We start from the raw sequence: 15,947 nt of genomic DNA, 5'->3' as shown, positions 1-15,947 counted from the left end.
GAGCTTTCACAGTATGACCGAAGCAACATCTGCCGCGTCCGCGAACAAGCGCAACGTGGTGCTGTACCGCAACGGATCGGTGTACACAGCCGCTGATCCGTTTGCCACCGCCATGCTCGTTGACGGCGACACAGTCGCCTGGGTGGGTTCGGAACAGGCGGCATCCTCGATCGCGGACAGCACCATGGAGGTCATCGACCTCCATGGCAGCCTCGTCGCACCCGGGTTTGTCGACTCCCACATCCACTTGACCGAAACGGGTATCGCCCTGGATTCCCTGCAGCTCGGACAGGTCCGGTCGGCCAGGCAACTGCTTGACGCCGTCCACTCCACGCCCGGGAACGGGCCGGTGCTCGGACATGGCTGGGACGAATCGACCTGGGCGGACCCCACACTGCCTACCGCTGACGAACTCGACCGGGCTGCCGCAGGCAGGCACGTCTACCTGTCGAGGGCGGATGTCCATTCGGCCCTTGTATCGCGCTCCCTCACCGCCGCAGCCGGCCTCATGGACCTTGACGGCTTTTCTCCCGCCGGCCACCTGAAGCGGGCCGCGCACAGTGCAGCCCGCCGGGCCACCCGGGACCTGCCCGAGGAGGCATTGCGCAGGTACCAGCGCCGGGCGCTGGCTGAGGCCGCTGCCAACGGGTACGTCGCAGCGGCGGAAATGGGGGCACCGCACATCGGCGGGGTAGCTGACCTTCGGCTGGCTGCAGCGTGGAACACCGGCGGGCCCGGGGCCGAGCCTGTGCCGGAAGTGCTCCCGTACTGGGGAGAACTGGCCCTGAACCAGGAACTTGCGCAGTCGATACTTGACGGACTCGGGGTGCCCGTTCGGGGGCTTGCGGGCGACCTGAACATCGACGGTTCCATCGGTTCCAGGACCGCGGCACTCCGCGCCGACTACAGCGACGCGGCGGGGGAGCGTGGCAGCCACTACCTTTCGGTGGATGAGGCCGCTGCCCACCTCGCGGCGTGCTCCATGCTTGGCATCCAGGGCGGGTTCCACGTCATTGGCGACGCCGGACTGGATACGGCCTTGGCCGCGCTTGACCTAGCCGCCGCCGAGGTGGGCGAACAACGGATCCGTTCGGCGGGCCACCGGTTCGAGCACGTCGAGATCGCAGATTCCAAAGCCGTGGAACGGCTGGCGCACTACTCCGTCACGGTCAGCTCGCAGCCCGGCTTTGACGCGGCCTGGGGCGCGGCCGGCAGCCTCTATGAGCAGCGCCTCGGCAACCGCAGCACGGGGATGAACGCCTTCGCGTCGTTCTACTCCGCCGGTGTGCCGATCACCTTCGGAAGTGACAGCCCCGTGACGCCCCTGCGCCCATGGGCCAGTGTGCGCGCCTGCCTGGAACACCACAACAACGATCAGCGCATCTCGGCACGGGCCGCCTTCCTCGGCCACACGCGGGCCGGCTGGCGCGCGGCGAAGTACCACAACCCGATGGCCGGGCAGCTGGTTCCCGGGGCGCCGGCCAGTTTCGCCGTGTGGGATGTAGAAGAACTTATGGTCCAGGTCGCTGACGGCAGGGTCCAGTCCTGGAGCACCGATCCACGCGCCCGCACGCCGCTCCTGCCTGCGTTGGACACGGGAACCGACCCTGTCTGCCTGCAGACCGTGCGTGACGGTGCCGAGCTGTACTCCAGCCCGGCCCTCCGCGCTTAATCCGGCAAGCCGCCATCACCCTATAATGGGAAGTTGCGCCTGCCAGTGATTCCACTGTGCACCGGCGCTCTGACCGCTTTCATCCAGGAAAGGCTCTCTGTGCGCGTCCTCACCATCATTCCTACTTACAACGAGCTGGAATCGCTGCCCAAGACTCTCGAACGCCTGCGGCAAGCGGTGCCTGCATCAGATGTGCTGGTGGTGGACGACAACAGCCCTGACGGTACCGGCCAGCTGGCCGACAGCTTCGCTGCCGCAGACTCCCAGGTCCATGTCCTGCACCGCAAGGGCAAGGAAGGCCTCGGTGCCGCCTACATCGCAGGCTTCAGGTGGGGCCTCGACGCCGGTTACGACGTCCTGGTGGAAATGGACGCCGACGGCTCCCACAAGCCCGAACAGCTTCCCCTCCTCCTGGACGCCATCGAGCAGGGCGCAGACCTGGCAATGGGGTCACGGTGGGTCGCCGGCGGCAGCGTGGTCAACTGGCCGCTGTACCGCCAGGCCATCTCCCGGATCGGCAGCACCTACGCCCGCATCATGCTGGGCCTGAAGATCAAGGACGTCACCGGCGGCTACCGCGCGTTCCGCAGGACCACCCTGGAGAAACTGAACCTCGACCAAATCGATTCGGTCGGTTACGGCTTCCAGGTGGACCTCGCCTGGCGCGTCGCGAAGATGGGCCTGAGGATTGAGGAGCGCCCCATCACATTCGTGGAGCGTGAGCTGGGTGCGTCGAAGATGAGCGGAAACATCGTTGTGGAAGCCATGATCAACGTCACCAAGTGGGGACTGCAGGCCCGGTGGAACAAGCTCACGGGCAAGAAGGATTCTTCCCAGGCATAATCCGCAGCCGGGCGGCCTCGGCCGCCCGGCCAGGGGGTTCGGCAGCGCCGAAGACGCCAAAAAAGGGGCCTTCCCCGCACCTTTCAGGTGCGGGGAAGGCCCCTTTTTCGTTAGCCGGCGCTTGGCGCCTGGTGGTCTGCGGAGTTACGCAGTGCGCCGTTCGCCACGGCGTTCGCGAAGGATCGTCAGGCGGTCTTCAAGGATCTGCTCCAGCTCGGGGAGGGTCCGCCGCTCCAGCAGCATGTCCCAGTGCGTGCGGACAGCCTTTTCGTTGCTGGTGTCGGGACGCTCGCCATCGACCAGGAGCGCTTCCTTGCCGGTCTTGGAAACCCAGACCGGGGGAATTTCCGCCTCGGAAGAGAAGGTGACAAAGACCTGCTCGCCATCCTCACACCTGTATTCGACACGCTGACGCGGAGCCGGCTCAACGCCGGACTCGGTCTCCATGCTCTGCGCGCCAAGGCGCATACCCCGCAGGCTGCGATCGCTCATGTTTTCTCCCTCTGGTCGGTTCGCGGAGCAAGGCCCCACGCTAGCCGGGGGCGGTAAAGCGCCGCCGGACTACTGTGTGCACTGTGCTGCATCAATTGATTCAACGCATTGCGAAGCTTTCTTGTTCCGTCGGTTCTCACCGGACCGGACAAATATCCAATTATACGGACTCGGAGTCCTGATACCAAAAATGCGAGGCTGCTAAAACCGCAGCCGGCCCACAAAGGAAGGGGATCCGCACCAGAGTGCGGACCCCCTTCCGTTGGGCGGGCGGGTCAGGACCCGGACTGCTTGGCCGCCACGTCGTCGAACAAGCCACCGCGTGCCTGCGGGTCAGGATTGGTGCCGCCGAGGGCGTTGCCGATTCCCTTCAGTGCCTCGCCGACCTCGCTGGGGATGATCCACAGTTTGTTCGAGCTGCCCTCAGCCAGCTTGGGCAGGGTCTGGAGGTACTGGTACGCCAGGAGCTTCTGGTCGGGATTGCCCTTATGGATGGCGTCAAAGACCTTTTGGATGGCCTGCGCTTCGCCGTCGGCACGAAGGATGGCTGCCTTGGCATCACCCTCGGCAGCGAGGATGGATGCCTGCCGCTGGCCTTCGGCGGTGAGGATCGCGGACTGCTTGGTGCCCTCCGCTGTGAGGATGGCAGCACGGCGGTCACGCTCGGCGCGCATCTGCTTTTCCATGGAGTCCTGGATGGAGTGCGGCGGATCAATGGCCTTCAGCTCAACGCGCGAGACCCGGATGCCCCACCGTCCGGTTGCCTCGTCGAGGACACCGCGCAGCTGGCCGTTGATCTGGTCGCGGGAGGTGAGTGCCTCTTCCAGGTTCAGCCCGCCGACGACGTTTCGCAGGGTTGTGGTGGTCAGCTGCTCAACCGCCTGGATGTAGTTGGCGATCTCGTAGGTGGCCGCGCGCGGATCAGTGACCTGGAAATAGACCACGGTATCGATGGACACCACCAGGTTGTCCTCGGTAATGACCGGCTGCGGCGGGAATGACACAACCTGCTCGCGAAGGTCAAGGAGCGGCAGCAGGCGGTCCACGAAGGGGATCAGGATGGTAAGGCCGGGGTTCAGCGTCCGCTGGTACTTGCCGAGCCGTTCCACCACGCCCGCGCGTGCCTGCGGAATGATCCGCACCGAGCGGACCAAAACAATTATCACGAACACGATCAGGACCACCAGCACAATGGCCACTGCGGCTCCTCCTGCGTTATCCATACATCTCCTCTTATCCCCAGTTGTTATTGAAGCTGTATCTAGGCCGGACTGGCAGTTTCCGGCTGCGCTGCGACCACGGCGGTTGCGCCGTCGATGGCAGACACCACAACCTTCTGGCCGGCGGGCAGTACTCCTGCGGCCGAGCGGGCGGTCCAGACGTCGCCGCCGATCTTGACGAGGCCGCCGGTGGAACTGACAGATTCCATCACCAGCGCCTGCTCTCCGATGAGCCGGTCAATATTGGTGCGCTGTTCGGTGGGCCCCTTTTTCAGGTGCGTCAGGGCCACGGGACGCACAAACGCGATCATCAGCAGGGACACCACGCAGAAGACCACGATCTGCAGCCAGAGGTCGGCGCCGGCAAAGTCTGCGATGAGGGCAGCGAGTGTTCCGCCGCCGAGCATGATGAAGAACAGGTCGAGGGTGATCATCTCGATCACCGCAAAAGCGAGGAAAGCGGTGAGCCACAATGCCCACCAGTTCTCGCCAAGCCATTCAAACATTCCGTCCCCCTTCGACAGCCTTGGTCGCGCTGCGTGCAACGACGGCAGGCCCTCAGTACTGTCCTCCAATCGTAGTCCGCAGGGCCGCAGGGCGGCAGGTTGGCCGCATTTTCGCGGGGATAGTGGCCAAGTCGTTACCGCGGTGGACCAGCCAGGCGGAATACGGTGATGCGGAACCGCGCGTCCACGGCGGTGCCCGGCGGCAGGCCGGTGAGCCGTTCAGCGAGCGCGGTGCGGTCCAGATGATGGCCCGCCGGCCCCATGTAGGCGAGATCGACGACGTCATCGGGTGCCAGCACCAGCGGAACGTCCAGGTCACGGACGGACTCGAGACTGAACTGACCGGACATCGCTTCAACCAGCCGGTCGTCCTTGCCTTCCTCGATCCCGAGCATTCCCGTCTGCCCGGCGATCGCCGCCAGGTGGCCCGTCCGCGGTGTCACAACCACCAGCAGCCCGCCGGGCCGGAGGACACGGGCAAATTCCGGCGGGTTGCGGGGGGCGAAAATCACGGTGATGACGTCCACGGCGTCATCCGCCACCGGCAGTCGCTGCCACACATCGCAGACCAGGTTGGTTGCCTCGGGGTTGAGCCGGGCAGCGCGCCTCAGGGCGAACTTTGAGATGTCCAGGCCGACGGCGGTCACCCTGGCAGTGGCGGCCGCGGCTGCATCAAGCAGGACACGCAGGTAGTGGCCGGTACCGGTGCCCGAATCCAGTACGGTCGCGGCGTCCCGGGGAAGGAAAGGAACGACGGCGGCAGCAACGGCGTCGGCAAGGGGCCGGTAGTGCCCGCCATCGAGGAAGCTGAACCGGGCGGCGACCATCTCGGCGGTATCGGCCTCGAACGCGGTCCCCTTACCGACCAGGAAGTTGAAGTATCCCTGCTTGGCGGCGTCGAAGCTGTGTCCGGCCGCGCACACCAGCGCCTTTACCGGAACTGCCGGTCCGGCGTCGGCGGCCGAACTGAGCGGCGAGCGGCAGACGGGGCAGCGCAGCGCCAGGTCAGGTGTGGAAGGCATGTCCACCATCTTAGGGCTGCCGGACGGGCGCATCGGGCCCCTGATCGGCCTGTTTCCCCTGTGGTGGGGCGCACGTTAGGCTCACGTGGGTGAAGCCAGAACACCTCCCGCTCCTAAACTCCGTCTCGGCGCCGGCCGTCCATCCCGACGGGAGCCGTGCCGTGGTTTCGGTCACCAGGCCGGATTTCGACGCCGACGCGTATGTAGGCCAGCTGTGGAACGTTCCTCTGGATCCTGGGCAGTTGCCGCGCCGGATAACCCGGGGCTTCAAGGATTCGGCACCGGCTTTCTCCCCGGATGGCCTGGCGCTGGCGTTCGTTCGCGTCATTGGTCCGTCGGCGAAACCGCAACTGTTTGTTGTGGAGGCCGGCGGCGGCGAACCGAGGGCTTTGACGGACCGGCCCCTCGGCGTCGAGGCGTTTGCCTGGTCTTCCGATTCCCGGCGGATTGTCTTCAGTTCCCGGGAACCGGCCACCGGCCGTTACGGAACCATGGAGAACGTCGGAGCGGGCGCCGAAGATCCGCGGCTGGTCACGGACTACCAGTACCGGCTCAATGGCGTGGGGTACATCCAGGACAAACCCGTCCAGCTCTTTGTGCTGGACGTCCCGGAGTTCGGCGAGGAACCGCGGGTGGTTCCCCGCGGCCGGGCGCAGCGGGACCACCACCCGGCCGGCGACGTTCCCCAGGCGTGGCAGCTGACATCCGCCGCCACCGATCATGAGAGTGCCGGATTCAGCACTGACGGCGCCTTTGTCTATTTTGTCGCCGCGCCGCCGGGAAGCGACGACACCCTGGAGACAGGCATCTACCGGGTTCCGGCAGGTGGAGGGGATCCGCTACGGGTGGAGCCTGCGGGAGCCCCGCGCCTGGCCGTCCAGTCCGTCCGGCAGTCCAGAGACGGGGAGTGGCTGTTCTTCATAGCCCGGGGGCTCGGTGAAACCGGCACGGACTTTGTGGCCCGCAACCCGGTGCTGTACTGCATGCCCGCCGATGGCGGCGACGCCGCAGCACTGACTGACCCGCAGATGATGGACGTGTCCTGCCCCGGCGGCCGCATCGAACTGCGCGGCCCGGCGGGAGCGATGGTCCTGAACAACGCCCAGGGCACAGTGGAACTCATGGAGCTGCACGCTGACGGCGACCACGCGTTGCTGGTGCACGGGGACAGGGTGGTTACGGGAGCCGCCTGGGCCGGAGGATCAATGCTGGTGTCCTTCAGCGACCCTTCCACTGCCGGCGACCTGGCCGTCCTCGAGGGCGGGCAGCTGCGGCTCCTCACGGATTTTTCCGCCGCACTTCGGGTGCAGTCAGACGTCGTTGTTCCCCAGGAGCTGACGTTCCCTTCGGCGGACGGATACCCCGTGCACGGCTGGCTGGTCAGGCCAGCCGGCAAAGGGCCCCATCCGGTGCTGCTGTCCATTCACGGGGGGCCGTTTGCCCAGTACACAGTGGCGCTCCACGACGAAGCCCAGGTCTACGCGGGCGCGGGGTACGCGGTGCTGATGTGTAATCCCAGGGGCTCCGCCGGCTACGGCCGGGATCATGGGCTGGCTGTCAAAGGAGCCATGGGCACCCTCGACATGCAGGATGTGCTGGGTTTCCTGGAGGGCGCACTGGACAAATTCCCGGCCCTGGATGCAGGCCGGCTTGGCATCATGGGCGGATCATACGGCGGATACCTCACTGCGCAGACCATCGCCAGCGACCACCGTTTCTCTGCGGCCATCGTGGAGCGCGGGTTCCTGGATCCGGTCAGCTTCGAAGGCTCGGCAGACATCGGCTGGTACTTCGGTACCGAGTACATGGGCAGGTCAGGCGCTGCCGTGGCTTCGCAGAGCCCGATGGAACACGTGGACGGGGTCCGGACTCCGGCGCTGGTCATTCACAGCGAGGACGACCTGCGCTGTCCGGTGGAGCAGGGCCAGCGGTATTTCACGGCCCTGAAGCGGAACGGGGTTCCCACGGCGTTGCTGCTCTTCCCGGGCGAGGACCATGAACTCTCCAGGTCAGGAACGCCCCATCATCGGCGCCTTCGGTTCGAGCACATCCTTCGCTGGTGGTCCCGTTTCCTGCCGACGGCGGGAAACCCGGCCAGCCCCGGAGCTGAGGGGCTGCCCGACGGCGGCACGCGGGACTAGTGCTTGGGCAGGTCGGGGAGGCCGGGCAGGAAACCCAGCGCCGAGCGGGCCTTGCCGATGCCGGGCTCGGCCCAGTGGGCAGCATATTCGGCGTTGCCGCTCAGGGACCGCAGCTCCGCCCGGTCGATGTACAGCGTTCCCTGGAGGTGGTCAGTTTCATGCTGCACGATCCGTGCCTGCCAGCCGGTAAATTCCCTTTCGGCCGGCAGTCCGCCGGGCTCATCGTAGTTCAGCCGGACCCGCTCCGGGCGGACCACCACCGCCTGCAGCCCGTTGAGCGACAGGCAGCCTTCGAAGAAGGCGGCGGCCTGCGTGCCCACGGCGCGGTACCGCGGATTCAGGACCGCGAGGAACTCCAGCGGCGTCCGGTTCCGCACGGCCGCAGCTTCAGGGTCGACGTCGAACTTGTCTTCCAGCACCGCGAGCTGGAGGGGGATGCCCAGCTGCGGGGCGGCAAGCCCAACCCCGGGGGCCTCGTGCATCACCCGCTTCATCAGGTCCACAAGCTGGTCCAGTTCGCCTGCAGTGATCTGGCCGTCAAAGGCGGCGGCCTGCTGCCGGAGCACCGGATGCCCTGCCTGCATAATGGGCGGCACCGCGTCCGCCGCAAGGATTTCCTGGACGGTTTCCCGGATGCGCGCAGGGCTGAAAGGCGTCGGCGGCGATGCAAGACTCATGGGGAACAGCCTAGCGGCGCGAAGGCAGCCGCGGTGGCAATCGGTTAGTGTCGATTCCATGGCTGAAGAGATGTCGCTGGGGAAACCGCCGCTGGAACTCGTCCTCGACTTTGTCCGGACGCTGGAGGCGGGCGGCGGGGCCGCCGGTATCCGGCCCTTCCTGGCGGACGGGTTTGTCCTCGTTGAGGCGCCGCACCTGCTGGCACCGGCCGGCTCAACCCGGACACTGGAGCAGGTGCTGGCCGGGGCTGACCACAGTGCCGGCGTCGTGGCCAACCAAAAATTCGAGATCCGGCGGACCACCTGCGAACAGGGGCGGGTTGTCCTGGAGGCGGACTGGTCGGCGACGTCACTGATGGACCTGCGGTACTGGGACGCCGGGGAGACCATCCGGGCACGGACGTCGTCCGTTTTTGAAGTCCGGGATGGCCGGATCGTCAGCCAGGACAGCTACGACTGTTACTTCACGTCCTGAAAGCCACGCCGCGGACCGCCCCGACCCCTGTCACTGCATCGTGAACCGGCGGGCCACCAGCCTGTTCAGCGGCTCCGCGGAGGCGACTGCCCTGATCGCTTGATTCCGCAGGCTTAGCCAGGGCTGCGGTAGCGGCCGCCCGAGCACCATGTTGATTTCCGACTGCCGGCGCGCCACACCCGCAGCCCGCCGGCGCAGGAGCTCAAAATCCTTGAGGCTCCTCCCGACGGGCCTCGCGTCCAGGGCGTCGCAGATTATCGGGGCCAGCGCTTCGGCGTCGAGCCACCCCAGGTTCATTCCCTGGCCGCCGATGGGACTGATTTCGTGGGCGGCGTCCCCTATCAGGGCGGTCCTGCCGGACACCATCCGCGGTGCGATGGCTGACCGGGTGCTGAAACTGCTGAGCATCGTGTTGCTGCCGGCATCCAGCTGGATGCCGGTCCTCTGGTGGACGAGTGCTGCCAGTTCCGCAGCGGCGGGGACCCCGCACGGCCGGCTGGCGCGGACGACCCATCGCCGCAGGCCGCCGGGAAGCGGAAAGGATTCCACGATTCCGCTTTCCTCCAGGAACAACACAGCGTCTGCCCCGAAGGTCCCGGCATCGGCGAAGTCGCCCATCACGAAGTGGTCCCGGTACCTTTTCGTGCGCACTGGCATCCCCAGCAAATCCCTCATCGTGGAGTGGGCGCCGTCCGCGGCCACAGCGAGGACGGACGCAAGGTGCGTGGAAACACCGCCGGAGGTCACTGCCAGCGTCACCGCGCCGCCGTCGTCAGCTATTCCTGTGACGCGGGCGCCCCTGGCCTGCGCCGCGGGGTCCAATTCCTGCACCCGCCGTTCCAGGCACGCTTCGGTGCGGCACTGTGGAAGGGACAGGACAAACGGGAACTGCCGTGAGACGGACTCAAACGACATGGTCCCCAGAAGTGTGCCGCCGCTGTAGGCCCGGCCACGGCGGATCGCCACGCCGCCGGCTGCCAGTTCTGGAGCCACCCCCGCGCGGCCAAGCGCTGCGAGGGCAGGCGGATGAATGCCGATGGCCCGCGAGTGGCTGTCACGCTCAAGCCGTTGTTCCAGGACGCGGACGCGCAGCCCTTCCTGCAGCAGCAGAGCTGCAAGGTAGAGGCCCACGGGACCGCCGCCCACAATCGCCACGTCAATCATGGGGAGTCCTTGCGGCGGGCCAGCAGCTGGTGGAACGCGGACGTGCGTTCGACCCGCCAGCCCGGGGGAGCCAGGGCATCAAGTTCCTGCGGGGTGTAGCTGCGGCGGATGGAGGTCAGGCCGTCTTCGCGGATAAAGGAGCCCCGGAACGGAAGCGCGGCAACGGCGAACAGCGCAAACGCTGCCGGACTGCGCCGCAGGTCATTGTGCAGCACCTTCCTCCGGCCGAGAGCCTCCGAATCGGCGATGAACTGCCGCAGCGCGGCGGGCTGCAGGTGGTGGAGGACATGGTTGGAAATCACGACGTCGAAGCTCAGCCCTTCGCCCAGCAGCCCGGTGGTGTGCGCCTGCCGGAAGTCCACGCCTGGGACGGAGGGGCGGCCGGAGGCGAAGGCGTGGGCGCGGCCGTCCGGATCAATGCCCGTGACGTGCAGCCTGACCCGGTCCTTCGCGGCCCAACGGGACAGCCTGACGGCAAGATCGCCGCCGCCGGAACCGATATCCAGCAGGGTGGTGGCGGATTCGGCCGAGAGCAGGGGCCGGATTTCCCGCCGGTACAGCCGGTGCCACCCCGACAGGGCGCCGTTGACCAGCCCGAACTGCCGGTAGGTCCGCTCCAGCCGTTCCGGATCGCAGTCGGGCAGGTCCATTTTTTCAACAGCATCGAAGGCGCGCCTGCGCATCAGCCACACCCGAAGCTCAGGCCACAGAAGTTTCGGTGGCCGTTTCCCGCACGGCGGAGGGGCGTCGTTCCGTGCCCTGCCGCAGCTTGGTGAACAGGCCGGTTTCCACCGTAAGTCCCGGACCGAAGGCCATGGAGCAGATACGTTCGTCACCGCCGTCGAGCGGCTGGTCGAGGATGTGCTTGAGGACGAACAGGACAGTGGCGCTGCTCATGTTGCCGTAGTTCCGCAGCGTCTCGCGCGCAGGAACGAGCTGCTCATCCGTCAGCTCCAGCCGTGACTGGACCTTGTCCAGGATGCTGCGGCCGCCGGGGTGGATGCCCCAATGCCGGATTTCACGGTAGGGGAGTCCCTGCACCGACGGGTCCCGGGCGAGCAACGGTCCGAGCGCGCCGATGATGTGGTCATCAATGATGTGGGGCACATAGTTTCCGAGGACCATCTCGAATCCATTGTCGCCGATGTTCCAGGCCATGGATTCCTCACCGACGGGCGTCAGCACGGTTTCAAAGTGGTCAAGCCGCATCAGCGCCGGTGCCTCCGGAACCTCGCGGGCGGTGACGACGGCGGCTGCCGCTCCGTCAGCAAACAGCGCCGATCCCATGATGGTGTCCGGGTCGTTGGAGGTCCGGACATGCAGGGAGCAGAGCTCGGCGCAGACCACAAGGACAACTGCTTCCGGGTCTGCTTCGCAGAAGGATTTTGCGGCGCGGAGCGCAGGAAACGCGGCGTAGCAGCCCATAAACCCCAGGTGGTAGCGCTGCACCGCCGGGTCCAGCCCGAGCGCCCGGACGATCTTGTAGTCAGGGCCGGGGTTATAGAACCCGGTGCAGGAAACCGTAATGAGATGCGTTATGTCCTGTGCCCGGAGGCCCGGGCAGGCGTCGACGGCGGCCTGGGCGGCCTCGATGAACAGCTTGGTGGCTTCCCGGCCGAATATCTCGTTGCGGACTTTGGTGCTGGGGTTCAGCAACAGACTGGTTGCGGGGTCGAAGAACTGCGGGTCATCGGCCCGGAAGTCCCTGGTCATTTCCTCGACGGCGGTGTACCGGGTGTCGATCGCCGCCGAGTCGAAGCACGTGCTGACCAGCCTCGACCCCAGCCGCGTCAGCCCGGGCTGGGCGGCGAAAACGTCGCGGGCCTCCGTTTGAACCAGCATCGTTGGCGGAACAGCTGTTTCCAGGGAACGCACGTAGACCGTCATTGGCTTATTCTTGGCGAGCTCCGCGGATAAGACAATGGCCCGGGACGCCGGAACTGCGTCTGAAGTGGGGAAATACCCCCCGCTATGGAGGGCAGGAAGCTGGTTAGATAGACCCAGGGCACACCTCGGGGCTGCCGGGGCCGCCATCGGGCGACACCGTCGCGCAACAAGCCGGGTGAGAACAGGGAGACAACAATGAGCATCGCCACGAGTTCGGAAAAGCAGTCGCCTATGCTGCACGCTGCCGACACCCACGACATGATCCGTGTGCAGGGTGCCCGGGAGAACAATCTCAAGGACATCAGCATCGAGATCCCCAAGCGCCGCCTGACGGTTTTCACGGGGGTGTCCGGCTCAGGCAAGAGCTCACTGGTGTTTGCCACCATCGCCGCGGAGTCGCAGCGGATGATCAATGAAACGTACAGCGCCTTTGTGCAGGGGTTCATGCCCAACCTGGCCCGGCCCGACGTCGACTTCCTCGAGGGACTGACGACGGCCATCATCGTTGACCAGGAGCGGATGGGTGCCAACCCGCGCTCCACGGTGGGCACTGCGACGGACGCCAACGCCATGCTGCGGATCCTCTTCAGCCGGCTGGGAACCCCGTATGTCGGGCCGCCCACGGCGTTTTCCTTCAACGTCCCGACGCGGAAGGCCAGCGGCGTCATGAGCACTGAGAAGGCGGGCGGCCGGGTTGAGAAGGCTGTTGTGCAGAACCAGGTCTACCTGGGCGGCATGTGTGCGCGCTGCGAGGGCATGGGTTCGGTCTCCGACTTCGACCTCACCGCTTTGTATGACGACACGAAGTCGCTGGCTGACGGTGCCCTGACGGTCCCGGGCTACAGCATGGACGGCTGGTACGGCCGGCTGTTCGAGGGAATGGGCCTGCCGATGGACAAGCCGATTGCCACGTTTACGAAGAAGCAGCTCGACACGATGCTGTACGCCGAGCCCACCAAGATCAAGGTCGAGGGCATCAACCTCACGTTCGAGGGCATCATCCCCAAGATCCAGAAGTCCATGCTGTCCAAGGACGTCGAGGCGATGCAGCCGCACGTGCGGCGCTTCGTGGAGAGCGCCATCACGTTCCAGGCCTGCCCGGAGTGCGAGGGCACCCGGCTCAGCCCCGAGGCCAGGTCGTCGAGGATCCGGGGCAAGAACATCGCCGACTTGTGCGAGATGCAGATCAGCGACCTGGCCGGGTGGATCCGGGAGTTCGACGAGCCGTCGGTTGCGCCCCTCCTGAAGGGCCTGCGGCACCTGCTCGATTCGTTTGCTGAGATCGGGCTGGGCTACCTCTCACTGGACCGGCCGGCGGGCACGCTGTCCGGGGGAGAGGCCCAGCGCACGAAGATGATCCGTCATCTCGGCTCCTCGCTCACGGACGTCACCTACGTGTTCGACGAGCCGACCATCGGCCTGCACCCGCACGACATCGAGCGGATGAACCAGCTCCTGCTGCAGCTCCGTGACAAGGGCAACACCGTGCTCGTTGTGGAGCACAAGCCGGAGACCATCGCCATCGCTGACCACGTCGTCGACCTCGGTCCCGGCGCCGGCACCAAGGGCGGCAATGTGTGCTTCGAGGGCAGTGTGGAGGAACTGCGGGGGAGCGACACAATCACCGGGCACCACCTCGACGACCGGGCAGCCGTGAAGGCCACGGTGCGTCAATCAGCAAGCAAAATGGAGGTCCGCGGGGCTTCCACGCACAACCTCCGGGACGTGGACGTCGATGTCCCGCTCGGCGTGCTGTGCGTCGTGACGGGGGTGGCCGGCTCCGGGAAGAGCTCCCTGATCCACGGCTCGGTGGCTGGCCGCGACGGTGTGGTGGTGATTGACCAGGGTGCCATAAAAGGCTCGCGGCGCAGCAACCCGGCGACCTACACCGGCCTGCTCGAGCCGATCCGCAAGGCGTTCGCTAAAGCCAACGACGTGAAGCCGGCGCTGTTCAGCTCCAATTCCGAGGGTGCCTGTCCCACCTGCAACGGCGCGGGCGTCATCTTCACCGAGCTGGGCGTGATGGCCACCGTCGAGTCCACCTGCGAGGACTGCGAGGGCCGGCGGTTCCAGGCATCCGTGCTGGAATACACGCTGGGCGGCCGCAACATCGCCGAGGTGCTGGCGATGTCGATGACCGAGGCGGAGGTGTTCTTCAGCGAAGGGGAGGCGCGGACGCCGGCCGCCCACAAGATCCTGGACCGGCTGGTCGACGTCGGACTGGGGTACCTCACGCTCGGCCAGCCGCTCACCACACTGTCCGGCGGCGAGCGGCAGCGCGTCAAACTTGCCACCCAGATGGCCGAAAAAGGTGACGTTTACGTCCTCGACGAACCGACCACCGGACTCCACCTGGCCGACGTCGAGAACCTGCTGGGCCTGTTGGACAGGCTGGTCGACTCCGGAAAATCTGTGATCGTCATCGAGCACCACCAGGCTGTCATGGCACACGCCGACTGGATCATCGACCTGGGACCCGGCGCAGGGCACGACGGCGGCAAGGTCGTTTTTGAAGGCACGCCGGCCGAGCTGGTGGCCGCCAGTTCGACCCTGACAGGCAAGCACCTCGCGGCGTACGTCGGCTAAGCATCCAACCCCACAAGACGAAGCCGGGCCGAGTTATGTCAATCTGGCCCGGCTTTGGAAGCGGCTCGGGAATTCAGCCGCGTGATGACAGTCCAAGGCGACATTGTCCGGCGGCATTGTCGCGAAATGCCATCCCGCGGGAATTTACTACCGGCGCCGCACCGAAATTGGTCCTGAACCGGGTGTAAATAAACGTGCCAGACACAGATTGAGGACACGCGGGACGGCCCGGCCACAGGGCCCTATCGGAGTCCTCCCAATAACGCCGATAATCTACATTATGTAAAGTAGCACTCTGCGCATCTCATCAGATGAATCCTTGGAGCCCTCTCCCGCGGACCGGCCAGGCACTGAGAGCCCGGTATCTATACCTTGTTCGCGACCACCATGTAGTTCTCGGCCTCAAGATCGAACGTGCTCATTTCCGTCCGGAGTCCGACCCGGTGCAGCTCGACTTCGAGTTCCTCGTACCGGTAGGGCCAGCAGGACAGCATTTCCGAGCGGACAAGAACCAGCCCAGTCGCATCAACTTGGGCGATCGCAATCTCGATGTGGTGCTTATCCTCCCAATGCGGCGCAATCTCCCAGCGGTAGACCACGACCGCATCGCGACCGTTCCGGCGGACGAGTCGGTCCCTGATGTCCAGCCGGGAACCTCTGGCCCTCACGAGTTCCCAAGTACGGGATGTGAGCACTAAGCGCCCACCAGGGCGCAGAAGCCGTGACATCGACTCCAGAGCAGCACCCCTGCCTGTCGCACCCGCGGCATGGTGAAGCGAGTTGCCAACGCAGAACACCATGTCGAACGTGTCGTCCTCGAAGTGGTCGGGCAACTCTTCCCAGTTCGCCCGCACGGCCCGGACGGAGGCCCCGAACTCCTCAGACAACTCGGCAGTCCGGCGAACCATCGCTTCGCTGGCGTCAGTTGCGACAACCTGCATGCCACGACCGGCGAGGCCAACTGCCAACTGTCCGGTTCCGCAGGAACAGTCGAGGACGTGAGCGTTCGACGGCAGGAAACTGAGGACGTCATCGAACGACGCAGCGAACTCGGCGGGAGGCAACTTTGCATCCGAGATGAGCCATTCGTACACCTCGGCAAGCACGTCATATTCCGTCACAACCACTACCTCCGTCACACAGCAGACTCGCGGCGGGACGCCAGTCCACAAGCGGAGCAAGCCGGGCACCAATGTTTTCGCAAGAATAACCCGTCCGCGCATGCCGCGGATAGCGCGGGCTGATCCGCTCGGTCATTCGCC

At 65.8% G+C, this 15,947-nt stretch carries 14 protein-coding genes; 5 read left to right on the top strand and 9 right to left on the bottom strand.

The window, feature by feature from the left end; all coding sequences use genetic code 11:
* The first annotated feature begins 13 nt into the window (after window positions 1–13).
* Both J2X42_RS07775 and J2X42_RS07770 read left to right on the top strand, forming a co-directional pair.
* Window positions 14–1,672 (top strand): amidohydrolase family protein, encoded by a 1,659-nt coding sequence (locus J2X42_RS07775; RefSeq protein WP_310163882.1) that lies wholly within the window; start codon window positions 14–16, stop codon window positions 1,670–1,672.
* Window positions 1,673–1,771: 99 nt separating this feature from the next.
* Complete coding sequence (locus J2X42_RS07770; RefSeq protein WP_310164301.1) at window positions 1,772–2,515, top strand: polyprenol monophosphomannose synthase; 744 nt, start codon at window positions 1,772–1,774, stop codon at window positions 2,513–2,515.
* A gap of 144 nt (window positions 2,516–2,659) precedes the next feature.
* On the opposite strand, the gene J2X42_RS07765 is transcribed toward J2X42_RS07770, so the two are convergent.
* The 4 genes from J2X42_RS07765 to J2X42_RS07750 all read right to left on the bottom strand — a co-directional run bounded on the left by J2X42_RS07765 (window position 2,660) and on the right by J2X42_RS07750 (window position 5,755).
* Complete coding sequence (locus J2X42_RS07765; RefSeq protein ID WP_066291394.1) at window positions 2,660–3,007, bottom strand: RNA polymerase-binding protein RbpA; 348 nt, start codon at window positions 3,005–3,007, stop codon at window positions 2,660–2,662.
* 275 nt (window positions 3,008–3,282) lie between these two features.
* Window positions 3,283–4,230, bottom strand: coding sequence for an SPFH domain-containing protein (locus J2X42_RS07760; protein WP_131133012.1), 948 nt, complete (start codon window positions 4,228–4,230; stop codon window positions 3,283–3,285).
* A 38-nt stretch (window positions 4,231–4,268) separates the two neighbouring features.
* Complete coding sequence (locus tag J2X42_RS07755; RefSeq protein WP_310163877.1) at window positions 4,269–4,733, bottom strand: NfeD family protein; 465 nt, start codon at window positions 4,731–4,733, stop codon at window positions 4,269–4,271.
* A 134-nt stretch (window positions 4,734–4,867) separates the two neighbouring features.
* Entirely contained in the window at window positions 4,868–5,755 is an 888-nt protein-coding gene (locus tag J2X42_RS07750; protein ID WP_310163876.1) for a methyltransferase domain-containing protein, read from the bottom strand.
* 89 nt (window positions 5,756–5,844) lie between these two features.
* Here J2X42_RS07750 and J2X42_RS07745 point away from each other — a divergent pair, with 89 nt between their 5' ends.
* Window positions 5,845–7,896, top strand: a complete 2,052-nt coding sequence (locus J2X42_RS07745; RefSeq protein ID WP_310163873.1) for a S9 family peptidase — start codon at window positions 5,845–5,847, stop codon at window positions 7,894–7,896.
* Here the strand turns inward: J2X42_RS07745 and J2X42_RS07740 are convergent.
* Window positions 7,893–8,573 carry a peptide deformylase gene (locus tag J2X42_RS07740; RefSeq protein WP_310163870.1) on the bottom strand — a complete coding sequence of 227 codons (681 nt, stop codon included), beginning with the start codon at window positions 8,571–8,573 and terminating at the stop codon, window positions 7,893–7,895. The genes J2X42_RS07745 and J2X42_RS07740 overlap by 4 nt on opposite strands.
* A gap of 58 nt (window positions 8,574–8,631) precedes the next feature.
* Between J2X42_RS07740 and J2X42_RS07735 the strand changes: the two genes are divergently transcribed.
* The gene (locus J2X42_RS07735; protein ID WP_310163867.1) at window positions 8,632–9,048 is read left to right on the top strand and encodes a nuclear transport factor 2 family protein; all 417 of its coding nucleotides are present in this window, start codon (window positions 8,632–8,634) and stop codon (window positions 9,046–9,048) included.
* Between the two features lie 30 nt (window positions 9,049–9,078).
* On the opposite strand, the gene J2X42_RS07730 is transcribed toward J2X42_RS07735, so the two are convergent.
* The 3 genes from J2X42_RS07730 to J2X42_RS07720 are packed head-to-tail and all read right to left on the bottom strand — an operon-like array spanning window position 9,079 to window position 12,099.
* A complete protein-coding gene (locus J2X42_RS07730; protein WP_310163866.1) occupies window positions 9,079–10,212 on the bottom strand; it encodes an NAD(P)/FAD-dependent oxidoreductase in 1,134 nt (377 codons plus the stop codon).
* On the bottom strand, window positions 10,209–10,895 hold the full coding sequence (locus J2X42_RS07725) for a class I SAM-dependent methyltransferase (protein ID WP_310163864.1): 687 nt from the start codon (window positions 10,893–10,895) through the stop codon (window positions 10,209–10,211). Before J2X42_RS07725 ends, J2X42_RS07730 begins: the two co-directional genes overlap by 4 nt.
* Window positions 10,896–10,911: 16 nt before the next feature.
* The gene (locus J2X42_RS07720) at window positions 10,912–12,099 is read right to left on the bottom strand and encodes a type III polyketide synthase (protein WP_310163862.1); all 1,188 of its coding nucleotides are present in this window, start codon (window positions 12,097–12,099) and stop codon (window positions 10,912–10,914) included.
* 195 nt (window positions 12,100–12,294) lie between these two features.
* Between J2X42_RS07720 and J2X42_RS07715 the strand changes: the two genes are divergently transcribed.
* A complete protein-coding gene (locus J2X42_RS07715; protein WP_310163858.1) occupies window positions 12,295–14,685 on the top strand; it encodes an excinuclease ABC subunit UvrA in 2,391 nt (796 codons plus the stop codon).
* Window positions 14,686–15,050: 365 nt separating this feature from the next.
* Here J2X42_RS07715 and J2X42_RS07710 read toward each other — a convergent pair whose 3' ends face one another.
* Complete coding sequence (locus tag J2X42_RS07710; protein WP_310163857.1) at window positions 15,051–15,824, bottom strand: class I SAM-dependent methyltransferase; 774 nt, start codon at window positions 15,822–15,824, stop codon at window positions 15,051–15,053.
* Window positions 15,825–15,947: the final 123 nt, after the last annotated feature.

It is taken from the genome of Arthrobacter sp. BE255, from assembly GCF_031457335.1.
Taxonomy (GTDB): Bacteria; Actinomycetota; Actinomycetes; order Actinomycetales; family Micrococcaceae; genus Arthrobacter.
Note: the sequence above shows the minus strand (reverse complement) of the source record. Positions and strands in the feature narration are given on the sequence as shown.

Bases quoted from the DNA above. Each gene is read 5' to 3' on its own strand.
- J2X42_RS07775 (WP_310163882.1), top strand. From the start codon at position 14: ATGACCGAAGCAACATCTGCCGCGTCCGCGAACAAGCGCAACGTGGTG.
- J2X42_RS07765 (WP_066291394.1), bottom strand. From the start codon at position 3,007: ATGAGCGATCGCAGCCTGCGGGGTATGCGCCTTGGCGCGCAGAGCATG.
- J2X42_RS07760 (WP_131133012.1), bottom strand. From the start codon at position 4,230: ATGGATAACGCAGGAGGAGCCGCAGTGGCCATTGTGCTGGTGGTCCTG.
- J2X42_RS07755 (WP_310163877.1), bottom strand. From the start codon at position 4,733: ATGTTTGAATGGCTTGGCGAGAACTGGTGGGCATTGTGGCTCACCGCT.
- J2X42_RS07750 (WP_310163876.1), bottom strand. From the start codon at position 5,755: ATGCCTTCCACACCTGACCTGGCGCTGCGCTGCCCCGTCTGCCGCTCG.
- J2X42_RS07740 (WP_310163870.1), bottom strand. From the start codon at position 8,573: ATGAGTCTTGCATCGCCGCCGACGCCTTTCAGCCCTGCGCGCATCCGG.
- J2X42_RS07735 (WP_310163867.1), top strand. From the start codon at position 8,632: ATGGCTGAAGAGATGTCGCTGGGGAAACCGCCGCTGGAACTCGTCCTC.
- J2X42_RS07730 (WP_310163866.1), bottom strand. From the start codon at position 10,212: ATGATTGACGTGGCGATTGTGGGCGGCGGTCCCGTGGGCCTCTACCTT.
- J2X42_RS07725 (WP_310163864.1), bottom strand. From the start codon at position 10,895: ATGCGCAGGCGCGCCTTCGATGCTGTTGAAAAAATGGACCTGCCCGAC.
- J2X42_RS07720 (WP_310163862.1), bottom strand. From the start codon at position 12,099: ATGACGGTCTACGTGCGTTCCCTGGAAACAGCTGTTCCGCCAACGATG.
- J2X42_RS07715 (WP_310163858.1), top strand. From the start codon at position 12,295: ATGAGCATCGCCACGAGTTCGGAAAAGCAGTCGCCTATGCTGCACGCT.